General features: G+C 67.7%; 13 protein-coding genes. 6 read left to right on the top strand and 7 right to left on the bottom strand.

Going from position 1 to position 12,524, the window contains the following annotated elements:
- Positions 1–4: 4 nt before the first annotated feature.
- Positions 5–1,216, top strand: coding sequence for an NnrS family protein (locus D8S75_RS06075; protein WP_198673153.1), 1,212 nt, complete (start codon positions 5–7; stop codon positions 1,214–1,216).
- A 131-nt stretch (positions 1,217–1,347) separates the two neighbouring features.
- Here D8S75_RS06075 and D8S75_RS06070 read toward each other — a convergent pair whose 3' ends face one another.
- Positions 1,348–2,520, bottom strand: coding sequence for a PIN domain-containing protein (locus D8S75_RS06070; protein WP_119965068.1), 1,173 nt, complete (start codon positions 2,518–2,520; stop codon positions 1,348–1,350).
- A gap of 374 nt (positions 2,521–2,894) precedes the next feature.
- Between D8S75_RS06070 and modA the strand changes: the two genes are divergently transcribed.
- From modA to D8S75_RS06045, 4 genes are all read left to right on the top strand, one after another.
- Entirely contained in the window at positions 2,895–3,653 is a 759-nt protein-coding gene (gene modA / locus D8S75_RS06065; RefSeq protein WP_119965066.1) for a molybdate ABC transporter substrate-binding protein, read from the top strand.
- 162 nt (positions 3,654–3,815) lie between these two features.
- Positions 3,816–4,487, top strand: a complete 672-nt coding sequence (modB, locus tag D8S75_RS06060) for a molybdate ABC transporter permease subunit (RefSeq protein ID WP_119965065.1) — start codon at positions 3,816–3,818, stop codon at positions 4,485–4,487.
- A 177-nt stretch (positions 4,488–4,664) separates the two neighbouring features.
- On the top strand, positions 4,665–5,345 hold the full coding sequence (locus D8S75_RS06050) for a sulfate/molybdate ABC transporter ATP-binding protein (protein WP_119965063.1): 681 nt from the start codon (positions 4,665–4,667) through the stop codon (positions 5,343–5,345).
- A complete protein-coding gene (locus tag D8S75_RS06045) occupies positions 5,338–6,150 on the top strand; it encodes a TOBE domain-containing protein (protein ID WP_119965061.1) in 813 nt (270 codons plus the stop codon). Before D8S75_RS06050 ends, D8S75_RS06045 begins: the two co-directional genes overlap by 8 nt.
- 168 nt (positions 6,151–6,318) lie before the next feature.
- Here the strand turns inward: D8S75_RS06045 and D8S75_RS06040 are convergent, their stop codons facing one another.
- The 5 genes from D8S75_RS06040 to D8S75_RS06020 all read right to left on the bottom strand — a co-directional run bounded on the left by D8S75_RS06040 (position 6,319) and on the right by D8S75_RS06020 (position 10,340).
- Complete coding sequence (locus D8S75_RS06040; RefSeq protein ID WP_119965059.1) at positions 6,319–6,810, bottom strand: dihydrofolate reductase; 492 nt, start codon at positions 6,808–6,810, stop codon at positions 6,319–6,321.
- Positions 6,811–6,832: 22 nt separating this feature from the next.
- Positions 6,833–7,432, bottom strand: a complete 600-nt coding sequence (locus D8S75_RS06035) for a DUF4337 domain-containing protein (protein ID WP_119965057.1) — start codon at positions 7,430–7,432, stop codon at positions 6,833–6,835.
- 72 nt (positions 7,433–7,504) lie between these two features.
- Positions 7,505–8,317, bottom strand: coding sequence for a thymidylate synthase (locus tag D8S75_RS06030; RefSeq protein ID WP_119965055.1), 813 nt, complete (start codon positions 8,315–8,317; stop codon positions 7,505–7,507).
- A gap of 159 nt (positions 8,318–8,476) precedes the next feature.
- Positions 8,477–9,895, bottom strand: a complete 1,419-nt coding sequence (locus D8S75_RS06025) for an FAD-binding oxidoreductase (RefSeq protein WP_119965053.1) — start codon at positions 9,893–9,895, stop codon at positions 8,477–8,479.
- Positions 9,896–9,935: 40 nt separating this feature from the next.
- The gene (locus D8S75_RS06020; RefSeq protein WP_119965052.1) at positions 9,936–10,340 is read right to left on the bottom strand and encodes a DUF2069 domain-containing protein; all 405 of its coding nucleotides are present in this window, start codon (positions 10,338–10,340) and stop codon (positions 9,936–9,938) included.
- 51 nt (positions 10,341–10,391) lie between these two features.
- Between D8S75_RS06020 and D8S75_RS06015 the strand changes: the two genes are divergently transcribed.
- A complete protein-coding gene (locus D8S75_RS06015; protein WP_119965050.1) occupies positions 10,392–11,660 on the top strand; it encodes a YihY family inner membrane protein in 1,269 nt (422 codons plus the stop codon).
- A 45-nt stretch (positions 11,661–11,705) separates the two neighbouring features.
- Here the strand turns inward: D8S75_RS06015 and D8S75_RS06010 are convergent, their stop codons facing one another.
- Complete coding sequence (locus D8S75_RS06010; protein WP_119965048.1) at positions 11,706–12,524, bottom strand: alpha/beta fold hydrolase; 819 nt, start codon at positions 12,522–12,524, stop codon at positions 11,706–11,708.

The following is a 12,524-nucleotide window of genomic DNA, read 5'->3' as shown; positions in this document are numbered from 1 at the left end:
TGTGATGAACCCGCCCGGCCTGCTGTCGCCCCAGCACCCGGTGTGGATGTGCGCCATGCGCCCCTTCTTCCTGCTCACCATGGGCTCGGCGGTGCTGCTCATTGCGCTGTGGAGCGCCGTGCTGGCGCTGGGCCTGCCGCCGCCCCCCGTGGCCGGCGGCGCGCTGGTGTGGCATGCGCACGAACTGCTGCTGGGCTTTGGCCTGGCGGCGGTGGCGGGCTTCGTGCTCACCGCCGTGCCCGAGTTCACCGACACCGCGAGCGCCAGCCCGCGCACCGCGCGCCAGCTGGTGCTGGTGTGGCTGCTGGGGCGCGCGGGCTTCTGGCTCTCGGGCGTGGCGGGCAGCCCCGCGCTGGTGCTGGCAGCGCTGGCGCACCTGGCGCTCATCGGCGGCTTGCTGGCGCTGCTGTGGCCCGCGCTGCGCACCGTGGCAGGGCGGCGCCACCGCGCCTTTGGCTGGGCGCTGGCGGGCTTGTTCCTGCTGGTGGCCGGCTTCTATGCCGACGCGCTGCGCGGCCACTACCCCATGCGCTGGCTGCTGGCCGTGCTGGGCCTGGTGATGGTGCTCATCATCGTGGCCATGAGCCGCATCTCCATGCGCATCGTCAACACTGCCATTGATGAAGCCGGTGAGGGCCGCGAGCCCTACCTGGCCCGCCCGCCCCGGCGCAACCTCGCCATCCTGTGCATCGCGCTGTTCACCCTGGCCGAGTTTGCGCAGCCCGGCGGCGCCACCTCCGGCTGGCTCGCCTGCGCCGCCGCCGCCGCGCTGGCCAACCTGATGGGCGACTGGCATGTCGGCCGCCCGCTGCTGCGGCGCTTGCCCTTCATGCTCTACACCGTGTACGCCTGCATGGCGCAGGGCTATGCCCTCATCGGCACGGCCCTGCTCGCGGGCGGCCCGGGTGCAGGCGCGGGCCGCCATCTGCTCACCATGGGCGCGCTGGGGCTGTCGATCTACGTGGTGATTTGCATCGCCGGGCGCGCGCACTGCGGCCACGCGTCGGACGAGCGGCCCTGGGTGGCGCAGGGCGCGGTGCTGATTCTGGCCGGGGCTGTGCTGCGGGCTGCTGCGGCTTTTGTGCCGGATGCGGCGGCAACTCTGCTGGGGCTGGCGGGGCTGTGCTGGGTGGCGGCGTTTGGGCTGCTGTGCTGGCGCATCGCTCCGGTGCTGTGGCGCGTGCGGCCGGATGGGTTGCGGGGGTGCCAGGGGTAGGGGACGATTTGGGGTGCTGGAGTAGCGGAGTTGGGTGGGTGGCTTCGACTCCTTGCAGGCATTCGTCTTGCTGTTCACGCCGCCGCAAAGTGGCAAATCACATCAGTTCACCCTCATGTTACGGCGCGGAGTCACTCGTCCTCTTCTTCCTCATCCTCGTCCCACTGAGGTCCGACTTCGCCGAAATCCACTGTGATGTAGCGGCTCTTACCCTTTGCCCAAACCTCAGCGTCCGTCAGTTGGGCATCGGCAGCGAGGTCACCCTCAAACGTCAGCAGGACGTTGAAGGTTCGGTTCGTCGTGGCCTTTGATCGAGACGATCCGATGGGGACCTGGTCCCCATCCAATGAATCTCTGACTGAGAAGGTGATGTCGGCAGTCACCTCAATTTCGACTTTTACTTCCGCTTCGACCACGAGCTCAGTTTCACTGGGTTTGTCTACAACACTGAATGGTCCGGCCAGATATGCGATGGTGTCGAGCGCTACCGTCTTGACCACTGCCTCATTTATGTCTGCGTCAAAGTTGTACGCCGATGCCATCTCTGGGATGAAGACCGAGCGCTCAATCTCGCTTTCGACGACTTCACGAATCCTGTCGATCAAGTCAAGTTGGCCGTTCTTGACCCGCTCCACCAACCTAGCGCAAGCGACATTCGCATTTTGATGAAAGTAGCCAAGCGCCTGGGCCAAATCGTCAATCACAACGAGATGCTCGGAGGTCTTTGCAAACCTCTTCCAGTCTGCGTCCCGAGAGACAGCAAGGAGCACGGTGTTTTGTTCCGCTGCCCAGCTCGCTAGCGCCTGCAACGCGATGGCATCGGGAAACTCGTTCTTCTTGAGGGCGGCCTTACCAAAAGGCGGTTTCGATGAAAAATAGTCGTCGAGCATGCGTGCCACGTCAACACGCGAACCGGACTCAATGATCCCTGCTCCAACTGCTTTAACGAAGGCATTGAAGCGGCGACGCGCCAACGCGTCTGGCAGTTCCTTGCCGAAAAGTTGCGCCAGCGCTTCGTCCCGTTGGACATTGCTCACCTGCCAAGCTTTCCCGACCTCCTTGAGTGCAGCGGTCACCTTAGACCGCGCCTCAGCCGCCTCTTGTGCGACGTGTCTGCAGACTTCCCCCGCAACTACATCAGATAGGACAAACATTACTTCGGTGGTGTTGAACTGCGCGAGTCGAGGAAGCAGGCCATGTTCGAACCGGTTTCCATTTCCATCGAATACGGACGTGTCCAGTGTGATCGCGTTGATTTCGTTGTCAGCTATTGCGCGCTTAATCTCGTCTGCAGACCACTCCATGCTGTCCCTCTTTTCTTGATTTCTGGTCAGGTGAAGTATCGTCCCTGCTCAGCGCCGACGCGCTGCGCGATTTGATATCAATCGGTTGCTCGTGACCGCTCCTAGCCGATTTCGGTCTTCGCCGTGACATCTTGGTTTTGCCAGTATTGCTATTAAATATATAGCTTTTTGCGACCTATCTATAAGCGATAGAGGCTGATTTCATTAAAAATCCCTGGCGGTTGGCGTAGCACAACCCGCGCCCTCTGCTGCGAGCCAGATCGATCCCGACAAGACGGTTGCGCTGCATCAAAAGGCCGCATTCCAGGGCCAAAACTCGCGTTATAACCAAGCGTATACTTCGCTCGTTTGTAACGCCCCCGGAGCCCCATCCCATGGCCCTCACGTCCCTGAAACGCAGCCTTGCCGCCGGTCTTCTGGCAGGCCTTGCCAGCGCCGCCCCGGCGGGTGAAGTCACGGTGTCCGCCGCTGCCAGCCTGACCAATGCCTTCAAGGACATGGCCCAGGGCTATGAAGCCGCGCACCCCGGCAGCAAGGTGCTGCTGAACTTCGGCGCTTCCGGCGCCTTGCTGCAGCAGATGGCCAAGGGTGCGCCGGTGGATGTGTTCGCCTCGGCCGACCAGGAGACCATGGACGCGGCGCAGCAGCAGGGCCTGGTGCGCGCGGCGGACCGGCAAGACTTTGTGCGTAACACCCTGGTGGTGATTGCGCCCATGGATGCCAAAGCGCCGCCCGCCGCGCTGAAGGATCTGGCCGGGCCCGGCGTGGCGCGCGTGGCGCTGGCGCTGCCCGCCAGCGTGCCCGTGGGGCGCTACGCCAGGCACGCGCTGGAGGCAGCGGGCCTGTGGGGCGCGGTGCAGGCCAAGGCGGTGAACACGACGAACGTGCGCCAGTCGCTCGACTACGTGGCGCGCGGTGAGGTGGATGCGGGCTTTGTCTATGCCACCGATGCCGCGCTGATGAAGGACAAGGTGAAGACAGCCTTTGCCGTGCCGCTGGACCGGGCCATCCTCTACCCCATCGCGCGCACCGCCGCCAGCGGCAATGCTGCCGAGGCGGCGGCGTTCATCGCCTATGTGCGCTCGCCCGCCGGGCAGGCCATTCTGGCGCGCTACGGCTTTCTGAAACCCTGAAGTGAAACACCCCCCTGAGTCGCCTTCGGCGCCTTCCCCCCGCTCTCGCAGCGCTGCGCGCTGCGGGCAGGAGGACGCCGCCAGCGCGGCGGGGCGGCCCTGTCCTGGGGTGCGCCAGTTTCATGCGCCGCTGGTGCCGCGTTCACGGAATGGATAGCTGAGATGGAAAACGCATGGCCCGCGCTCTGGCTCTCGCTGCAGGTGGCCACCTGGGCCACGCTGCTGTGCCTGGTGCTGGGCACGGGCGTGGGCTATGCGCTGGCGCGCTGGCGCTTTCCGGGGCGCGACCTCATCGACACGCTGCTCACGCTGCCCATGGTGATGCCGCCCACGGTGCTGGGCTACTACCTGCTGGTGCTGCTGGGGCGCAAGGGCTGGGTGGGCGGCTGGCTGCATGCCACCTTTGGCATCAACCTGATCTTCACGCTCACGGGTGCGGTGATCGCGGCCACGGTGGTGGCGTTCCCGCTGGTGTTCAAGCCCGCGCGCGCCGCCTTCGAGGCGGTGGACCCGCAGTTGCAGGACGCCGCGCGCGTGCTCGGTATCTCCGAGCTGGGTGTGTTCTGGCGCGTCACGCTGCCGCTGGCCTGGCGCGGCATCCTGGCCGGGGTGCTGCTGGGCTTTGCGCGGGCGCTGGGCGAGTTTGGGGCCACGCTGATGGTGGCGGGCAGCATTCCGGGCAAGACGCAGACGCTGTCGATCGCCGTGTACGAGGCCGTGCAGGCCGGGCAGGACGACGTGGCCAACCTGCTGGTGCTCATCACCTCGGTGGTGTGCGTGGCGGTGCTGCTGGCCGTGGGCAAGCTGGCGCCGGGGCGCGTTGCGAGGCAATGAGGCATCCCCCTGTGGCGCTGCGCGCCTTCCCCCTTCTCTCGCCTCGCTGCGCGAAGCGGGAAGGGGGACGCCACCAGCGCGGCGGGGCGGCCCTTGCGCGGTGGCCGCTGGCTTGGGCCGCGCCCGCATCGTGGGCTGTTTGCCGTTTGCGAAGCAGCGAAACACAGAGAGGTGTGCATGCGGCTTGACGTGGACATCCGCCAAACGCTGCGTTCGGGCCACCGCACCTTCGAGCTGCAGGCGCGCTTTTGCGCGCAGGGCGAGCGCGTGGTGGTGGTGGGCCCCTCGGGCGCGGGCAAGAGCATGCTGCTCAAGGCGCTGGCCGGGCTGGTGCGGCCCGACGCGGGCCATGTGCGCATTGATGGCGAAACGCTGTTCGACACCGCCCAGGGCATCCACCAGCCGCCGCAGGCGCGCAACGTGGCCTACCTGTTCCAGGATTACGCGCTGTTCCCGCACCTCAATGTGCGCCAGAACATTGCCTTTGGCGAACGGCGCGGCTGGCGCAACCCGCCGGCGGCCCATGCCAGCCCGGAGGTGGAGCGCTGGCTCGATGCCTTCGGCTTGCGCGAGGTGGCCCACCAGCATCCGCACGAGCTGTCGGGCGGGCAACGCCAGCGCACGGCCCTGGCGCGCGCGCTGGTGGCCCGGCCGCGCGCGCTGCTGCTCGACGAACCCTTCGCCGCGCTAGACACCGAGCTGCGCGTGGGCATGCGCGCCGAGCTGGACGCGCTGCAGCGCCGCCTGCGGGTGCCGATGGTGCTGATCACGCACGACCCCGAGGACGTGCGCGTGTTCGGCGAACAGGTGCTGCGCATGCAGGGCGGCCACATGACGGAGGAGATAGCCCATGCCTGAACAAGACAAACGCATCGAACTCGGCGGCTCGGTCTGGATGACCGTGGACGGCGAAAGCCTGGGCGGCTCGGGCCGCGTGCAGCTGCTGGCGCTGGTGGGTGAGCAGGGCTCCATCACCCACGCCGCCAAGGCCATGAAGATGAGCTACAAGGCCGCGTGGGACGCCATCGACACCATGAACAACCTGGCCGGCGAGCCGCTGGTGGAGCGCGTGGCGGGCGGCAAGGGTGGCGGCGGCACGCGGCTCACCCAGCGGGGCCTGCAACTGGTGGAGAACTTCCGCCGCATCGAGGCGGAGCACCAGCGTTTCATCGCGCAGCTGGGCCAGCAGGCCCAGGGCATCGCGGACGACTATCTCCTGATCCGGAACATCAGCATGAAAACCAGCGCACGCAACCATTTCCTGGGCCAGGTCACGCGCGTCCTGCGGGGCGCGGTGAACGACGAGATCGAGATCGAGGTGGCGGGCGGCCATGCCATCGTGGCCACGGTCACGCACGAAAGCGCCGAGGGCCTGGGCCTGCAGGTGGGCGCGCAGGCCTTCGCGCTGGTGAAGGCCTCGTCCATCGTGGTGGTGACGGAGGCGGATGGGGCCAAGTTCTCGGCGCGCAACCGCCTCACGGGCCAGGTGGCGCGCATCACGCCGGGCGCGGTGAACGACGAGGTGGTGATCGCGCTGCCCGGCGGCGGCTCGGTGGCCGCCATCATCACGCACGGCAGTTGCGAGGCGCTGGGCCTGACCGAGGGCGGCACGGCCACGGCGATCTTCAAGGCGTCGAGCGTGATCGTGGGCGCCCCGGCATGAGGTGAATACCCCCCCTGAGTCGCCTGCGGCGCCTTCCCCCCGCTCTCGCAGCGCTGTGCGCTGCGGGCAAGGGGACGCTCCCAGCGCCCGCACGTGGGAATACTGGCGGCCCTTGCGCGGGAGCCCTGGCCTGGGCCGTGCCGGTTCTTTACGCTGCGGGATTGCGAATCAGCGCCGCTCGTAGCGCACAAAGCTGAACGGCAGGCCGCCCGCGCTGGTGTGCGCCTCGCGCGCGGTTTCCACCCATTCGGGGCCGAGTACGGGGGCGTGGGCATCGCCGTCGAAGTCTTGCGCGATCTCGGTCACTTCCACGCGCTGGGCCAGCGGCAGGGCCTGGGCGTAGATCTGCGCGCCGCCAATCACCCACACCGTTGCAGGCTTGGATTGCTCTGCCATTTGTAGCGCATCGCGAAGGCTGGATGCGCGCTGCGCGCCTGTTTCACTCCAACTTTCCTGGCGCGTGACCACAATGTTGGCGCGGCCCGGCAGTGGGCGAAAGCGCGGCGGCAGTGAGTCCCAGGTCTTGCGGCCCATGATGACGGGCGCTCCCAGCGTGAGCGCCTTGAAGTGCGCCATGTCCTCTGGCAGATGCCAGGGCATGGTGCCGTCCTTGCCGATGACGCCATTGGCGGCGCGGGCGTAGATGAGGTGCACTTGCATGGCGGGCTTTCGGTCGCGGGTTTCAGATGTGCAGCGCGGCCAGGCCGCCCACGGCCACGCCGATGGCGCCCATGCCGAACATGGCGTATTCCAGCCACTTCTTCTTGGTCAGCAGGGCAATGGCGGCCAGCGCGATGGCGACCTGCAGCGCCGTCGTGGCCTGCGCCCAGCGGTGGTGCTGGTGCATCTGCGCGTCGCTCTTCTTGTCCCACGCGGTGGCTTCCTGTTCGAGCTTTTCAGCCGCCACCTTGATCTCGTTCTTTTCCTTCTCGTAGCGGTCGATCTTGGCCTGGTACTTGGCCTTTTCCTCGGCGTTGGGCGTCAGGTCGCGCGAGACTTCGGCCAGCGACTGCTTGGTGCTCTTGGCCTGGAAGTAATTCCACTGGTTCGAGGCCTCGGTTTTCTTGATGGCCGCATCGTTCTTGTACAGGCCGGCATTGGCCTGTGTGGCGCCGCCCATGTACGCGAAGATCGCGCCCACCGTGGCGATGATGGCCGTGAACATGGCGATCTGGTTGGTCATGGCGCCGCCCTCGTCGTGCGCGGCCTCATGGTGGCCGTGCGTGGCGTGCTCAAGGGCGTGGTCGTGGGGGCCGTGTACGTGGAATCCACCGGAAGACATGGTGCGTCGGAAAGTCAGGGTTCTTGAGGGAAGGCGGGCACCGCGAGGGTGCCATGCCGGGTGAAGGCCGTGCTACACCGCCACCGGCGCCTTGATGGCCGGGTGGCACTGGTAATCGAGCACCTCGAAGTCTTCGTATTCGTAGCCGAAGATGCTGTCGGGGCGGCGCTTGATGCGCAGCGTGGGGTAGGGGTAGGGCGCGCGCGCCAGCTGCGTTTGCACCTGCTCGGTGTGGTTGCTGTAGATGTGGCAGTCGCCGCCGGTCCAGATGAAGTCGCCCACCTCCAGGTCGCACTGCTGCGCCACCATGTGGGTCAGGAGCGCGTAACTGGCGATGTTGAAGGGCACGCCGAGGAAGATGTCGGCGCTGCGCTGGTAGAGCTGGCAGCTGAGCCGGCCCTCGGCCACGTAGAACTGGAAGAAGGCGTGGCAGGGCATGAGCGCCATTTGGTCGAGTTCGGCCACGTTCCAGGCGCTCACGATGATGCGGCGCGAGTCGGGGTTGCTTTTGAGCGTGTCGATCACCTGCTGGATCTGGTCGATGTGGCCGCCGCCGGGCGTGGGCCAGTTGCGCCACTGCACGCCGTACACGGGGCCCAGGTCGCCGTCCGCGCGCGCCCATTCGTCCCAGATGGTCACGCCGCGTTCCTGCAGCCAGCGCACGTTGCTGTCACCGCGCAGGAACCACAGCAGTTCCAGGATGATGCTCTTGAGGTGCACCTTCTTGGTGGTGACCAGCGGAAAGCCCTCGGAGAGGTCGAAGCGCATCTGGTGGCCGAACACGCTTTTGGTGCCCGTGCCCGTGCGGTCGCCCTTGGCCACGCCATGGAAGAACACATGGCGCATGAAGTCTTCGTACTGGGAGCGGATGGGGCGGGAGGGCATGGAACGGTCTCGGCAAGGCGGCAGAAATAACATGGCGCACGGGCTGGGCCGTGCGCCGGGTGCCATTCTAGGGCTTATGAAGAAATAGTGCTCCAGCGCTTATCTGGCAAGCGCGAATAGCTACAAAAATAATAGCTATAAGAGCGTATGGGACGCGGCTCAGCCGCCCAGCACCCGCCCCGGGTTCATGAGGTTCTGCGGGTCCAGCGCCTGCTTGATGGCGCGCATCATGCCCAGGGCCACGGGCGACTGGTAGCGCGCGAGCTTGTCGGTCTTGAGCGCGCCCACGCCGTGCTCGGCTGAGAACGAGCCGCCGAATTGCGCCACGGCCTCGTAGACGAGGTGGTTCACCTGGTCTTCCTGGTCGCGCAGGAAGGCCTTGGCGTCACCGCCCTCGGGGGCCTGCACGTTGTAGTGCAGGTTGCCGTCGCCCAGGTGGCCAAAGTTGACCAGGCGCACGCCGGGGATCTCGCGCGTGAGCAGCGCGTCGGCATGCTCCACGAAGGCGGGGATGCGCGAGATCGGCACCGAGATGTCGTGCTTGATATTCAGCCCTTCCTCGGCCTGCGCCAGTGGGATGCTCTCGCGGATGTGCCAGAGCTGGTGCGCCTGGGTGATGTTCTCGGCCACCACGGCGTCCTGCACGCAGCCGGCCTCGAAGGCGGTTTCCAGCAGGGCCTCGAAGCGGGCGCGCGCGTGGTCCTCGGATTCGCTGTCGGAGTTCTCCAGCAGCACGCCGTAGGCCACCTCGTCCTGGTCGATGAAGGGCACGCGCAGTTGCGGCATGTGCTTGTCGACGAGCTGCAGCGCAAAGCGCCCCATCACCTCGAAGCCCGTCAGCCCCGCGCCCAGGTGCTGGTGCGCCAGGGCCAGCAGGCGCACGGCCTGCTCCATGCAGGAGACTGCGGCCCAGGCGGTGAGCTGCGCCGCCGGGCGCGGATAGAGCTTGAGCGTGGCGGCGGTGATGATGCCCAGCGTGCCCTCGCTACCGACGAACAGGTCGCGCAGGTCGTAGCCCGTGTTGTCCTTGCGCAGGCCCTTGAGGCCGTCCCACACCTCGCCCTGGGGCGTGACGACTTCCAGGCCCAGGCACAGGTCGCGCGAGTTGCCGTAGCGCACCACCTGCGTGCCGCCAGCGTTGGTGCCCAGGTTGCCGCCGATGGTGCAGCTGCCCTCGGCCGCGAGCGAGAGCGGGAACAGCAGCCCGGCTTTCTCGGCGGCGTCCTGCACGTTCTGCAGGATGCAGCCGGCCTCGACGGTGAGGGTGAGGTTGTCCGGATCGAGCGCGCGCACCGCGTTCAGGCGCGTGAGGCTCAGCACCACCTCGCGGCCCGAGGTGTCGGGCGTGGAGCCCACCGACAGGCCCGTGTTGCCGCCCTGCGGCACGATGGGCGCGCCCGCGGCGGCGCAGGCCTTGACCACGCCGGCCACCTCCTGCGTGCTGGCCGGGCGTACCACGGCCAGGGCCTTGCCGCGCACGCGGCGGCGCCAGTCCTGCTCCCAGGCGCTGAGGTCGCCCTCGGTGAGCACATGGGCGGCGCCGACGATCTGGCGCAGGGATTCGATCAGGTCTTGCATGGGAAGGGCTCCAGGGCGGCAGGCGCGCCGCCAGGTGGGTTCAGGGGGCGCTGGCGTCCGGCCGGGCGCTGCGCAGGCGCATGCGGATGTGCACGGTGCAGGCGGTGAACAGCACCAGGCACAGCAAAATTTCCAGCAGCGCCAGCCAGTTGCCGGGGGCGCGGTCGCTCCAGGCGCGCACCACGCCCTCGGTGAAATACAGCCAGACCAGCAGGCTGACCCAGCGGTAGGTGTACATGCGGTTCTTCAGGAAACCGGCGAGAGGAATGCACAGCGGCAAGGCTTTCAGCGCCAGCCACGAGCCACCGGGCCGCAGCGGCGCCAGGAACAGCTCCCAGGCCAGGCACAGCGCGATCAGGGCCAGCAGGCTGGCCACGGCCACGCGGCGCGCGCCGTCCACCAGCGGGGCGGCGGCGGGTAGGGGGGCGGGGGAGGCAGGGTTCATGGTGGCGGCGTTTCCAGGCGTGCGCCCGGGGAAATCTGGGATCATACGAGCATGCCCTTTTCCTTACAGACCGTGGTGCGGCGCCTGGAGGCGCTGGCTGCCGAGCTATCGCACTTCCCCTGGAAAACCACGGCCCACACCCTGCGCGAGCGCTTCCGCGAAGACCGCCTGGGCCTGACGGCCAGCAGCCTGACCTTCACCACCATCCTGGCGCTGGTGCCCTTCGTCACCGTGGCGCTGGCCGTGTTCACAGCCTTCCCCATGTTCGGCAAGCTGCAGGACGTGCTGCAGCGCTGGCTGGTGGAGAGCCTGGTGCCCGACAACATCGCGCGCCAGGTGCTGGGCTACCTCACGCAGTTCGCGTCCAAGGCCAACCGCCTGGGGCTGCTGGGCTTTTCCGTGCTGCTGGCGACCGCGCTGGCGCTGATCCTCACCATCGACCGCACGCTCAACAACATCTGGCGCGTGCGCCGGCTGCGGCCGCTGGGCCAGCGGGTGCTGATCTATTGGGCCGCGATGACGCTGGGGCCGCTGCTGCTGGGCGCCAGCCTGGCGCTGACCTCGTATGCGCTGTCGGCCTCGCGCGGGCTGGTGGGGCAGATCCCGGGCGGCCTGCGGCTGTTGCTCGATTCGCTCGAATTCTTCGTGCTCGCCGCCGGCATGGCCGGGCTGTACCACTACGTGCCCAACACCCAGGTGAACTGGCGCCATGCCTGGGCGGGCGGCGTTTTCGTGGCGGTGGGCATGGAACTGGCCAAGAAGGGGCTGGCGCTGTACGTGGCCAAGGTGCCCACCTATTCGGCGGTGTATGGCACTTTCGCCACGCTGCCCATCCTGCTGGTCTGGATCTACGTGGCCTGGGTCATCGTGCTGCTGGGGGCCGTGGTGGCCGCCTACCTGCCCAGCCTGCTGGCGGGCGTGGCGCGGCGCTCGGGCCACCAGGGCTGGAATTTCGAGCTGGCCGTGGAGGTGCTGCAGCAGCTCGACGTGGCCCGCCACACCCCGGCGCGGGGCCTGCGCGCCGATGCGCTGGCGCAGCGCCTGCGCGTGGATGCGCTGCAGCTCGAACCCGCGCTCGATGTCCTCCTCGCCCTGGACTGGGTGGGGCGCTTGCAGGAGGAGAACGGGGCCACGCCGCGCCAGGCCGAATCGCGCTACGTGCTGCTGGCCGACCCGCAAACCACCCCGCTGGCGCCGCTGGTGCAGCGCCTGCTGCTGGTGCGCAGCCCCAGCCTGGAGGGGGTGTGGGGCCGGGCGGGGCTCGATGGCCTGCTGCTGGGCGATGCGTTGACCAGCATTGAGGCAGAAAAACGGCCCTGAGCTAATCCCAGAAAGCGCTAGCAGCTATTTATTCAATAGCAAAACTCAGCGCGCCAGGAAGTCCCGGATGGCGAACAGCGTCTCCTCCGGTGTCTCCGTCATCTGGTGGTGGCCGACCGGAAGGTGGGCCACCTGCACCTGCTTGCCGCTTTCGCGTGCCTTGGCGATCAGGCCCTGCGCGGCCTTGGGCGTGGTCATCTGGTCCTGCGCGCCGAGGGCGAACAGCACGGGGCAGGTGATGCGCGCGATGGCCTCTTCGCCGCCTGCATAGCTGTCGCAGGCCACGAAGCCCCGGTGGAACAGGTTCACCTCGCGGTTGCTGCGCAGCACGCGGCGGCCCAGCGCCATGCTGGCGCCGTACACCCAGGTGCCGGGGCCCAGCGCGGTGGGCGGCGCGCACAGGGTGCTGCGCGAGAACACGTTGACCATGCGCAGCGCCTTCTCGGGCTCGTTCAGCGAGGCCTCGATGAGCGCGGGCGAGACCTTCATCGGGAAGGCCGTGCCTACCAGCACGAGGTGGCTGGCGCGTTCCTGCAGGCGCGCGGCGGCCTCCAGCGCGATCAGCGAGCCCCAGCTGTGGCCCACCAGCGCGGCGCGCGGCGCGCCCACGGCGTCGAGCAGGGAGATGACGAAGTCCGCTGCTTCCTCCACCGAGGCCGGCGCCGGGCCGGCGCTCTTGCAGTGGCCGGGCAGGTCCACCGCCAGCACGTTCCAGCCGTGGTTGGCGAGGTAGCGGCTCTGCATGGCCCAGACGCTGTGGTCGTTGAGCACGCCGTGCACCATCACCACGGTGGGTTGCGCCGGGTTGAAGGGCTTGCCGCCGGTGTAGCAGAAGGTCTTGTGGCCGTTGACTTGCAGTTCCAT

The organism is Simplicispira lacusdiani (assembly GCF_003604195.1).
In the GTDB taxonomy this organism is placed as follows: Bacteria; Pseudomonadota; Gammaproteobacteria; order Burkholderiales; family Burkholderiaceae_C; genus Simplicispira; species Simplicispira lacusdiani.
The sequence above is the reverse complement of the archived record's forward strand: the minus strand, read 5'-3'. Positions and strand labels throughout refer to the sequence as shown.

What these genes read in the sequence shown, in the direction of transcription:
- D8S75_RS06075 (WP_198673153.1), top strand. Translation starts at nt 5, where the DNA reads ATGAACCCGCCCGGCCTGCTGTCGCCCCAGCACCCGGTGTGGATGTGC.
- D8S75_RS06070 (WP_119965068.1), bottom strand. Translation starts at nt 2,520, where the DNA reads ATGGAGTGGTCTGCAGACGAGATTAAGCGCGCAATAGCTGACAACGAA.
- modA (WP_119965066.1), top strand. Translation starts at nt 2,895, where the DNA reads ATGGCCCTCACGTCCCTGAAACGCAGCCTTGCCGCCGGTCTTCTGGCA.
- modB (WP_119965065.1), top strand. Translation starts at nt 3,816, where the DNA reads ATGGAAAACGCATGGCCCGCGCTCTGGCTCTCGCTGCAGGTGGCCACC.
- D8S75_RS06050 (WP_119965063.1), top strand. Translation starts at nt 4,665, where the DNA reads ATGCGGCTTGACGTGGACATCCGCCAAACGCTGCGTTCGGGCCACCGC.
- D8S75_RS06045 (WP_119965061.1), top strand. Translation starts at nt 5,338, where the DNA reads ATGCCTGAACAAGACAAACGCATCGAACTCGGCGGCTCGGTCTGGATG.
- D8S75_RS06040 (WP_119965059.1), bottom strand. Translation starts at nt 6,810, where the DNA reads ATGCAAGTGCACCTCATCTACGCCCGCGCCGCCAATGGCGTCATCGGC.
- D8S75_RS06035 (WP_119965057.1), bottom strand. Translation starts at nt 7,432, where the DNA reads ATGTCTTCCGGTGGATTCCACGTACACGGCCCCCACGACCACGCCCTT.
- D8S75_RS06030 (WP_119965055.1), bottom strand. Translation starts at nt 8,317, where the DNA reads ATGCCCTCCCGCCCCATCCGCTCCCAGTACGAAGACTTCATGCGCCAT.
- D8S75_RS06025 (WP_119965053.1), bottom strand. Translation starts at nt 9,895, where the DNA reads ATGCAAGACCTGATCGAATCCCTGCGCCAGATCGTCGGCGCCGCCCAT.
- D8S75_RS06020 (WP_119965052.1), bottom strand. Translation starts at nt 10,340, where the DNA reads ATGAACCCTGCCTCCCCCGCCCCCCTACCCGCCGCCGCCCCGCTGGTG.
- D8S75_RS06015 (WP_119965050.1), top strand. Translation starts at nt 10,392, where the DNA reads ATGCCCTTTTCCTTACAGACCGTGGTGCGGCGCCTGGAGGCGCTGGCT.
- D8S75_RS06010 (WP_119965048.1), bottom strand. Translation starts at nt 12,524, where the DNA reads ATGGAACTGCAAGTCAACGGCCACAAGACCTTCTGCTACACCGGCGGC.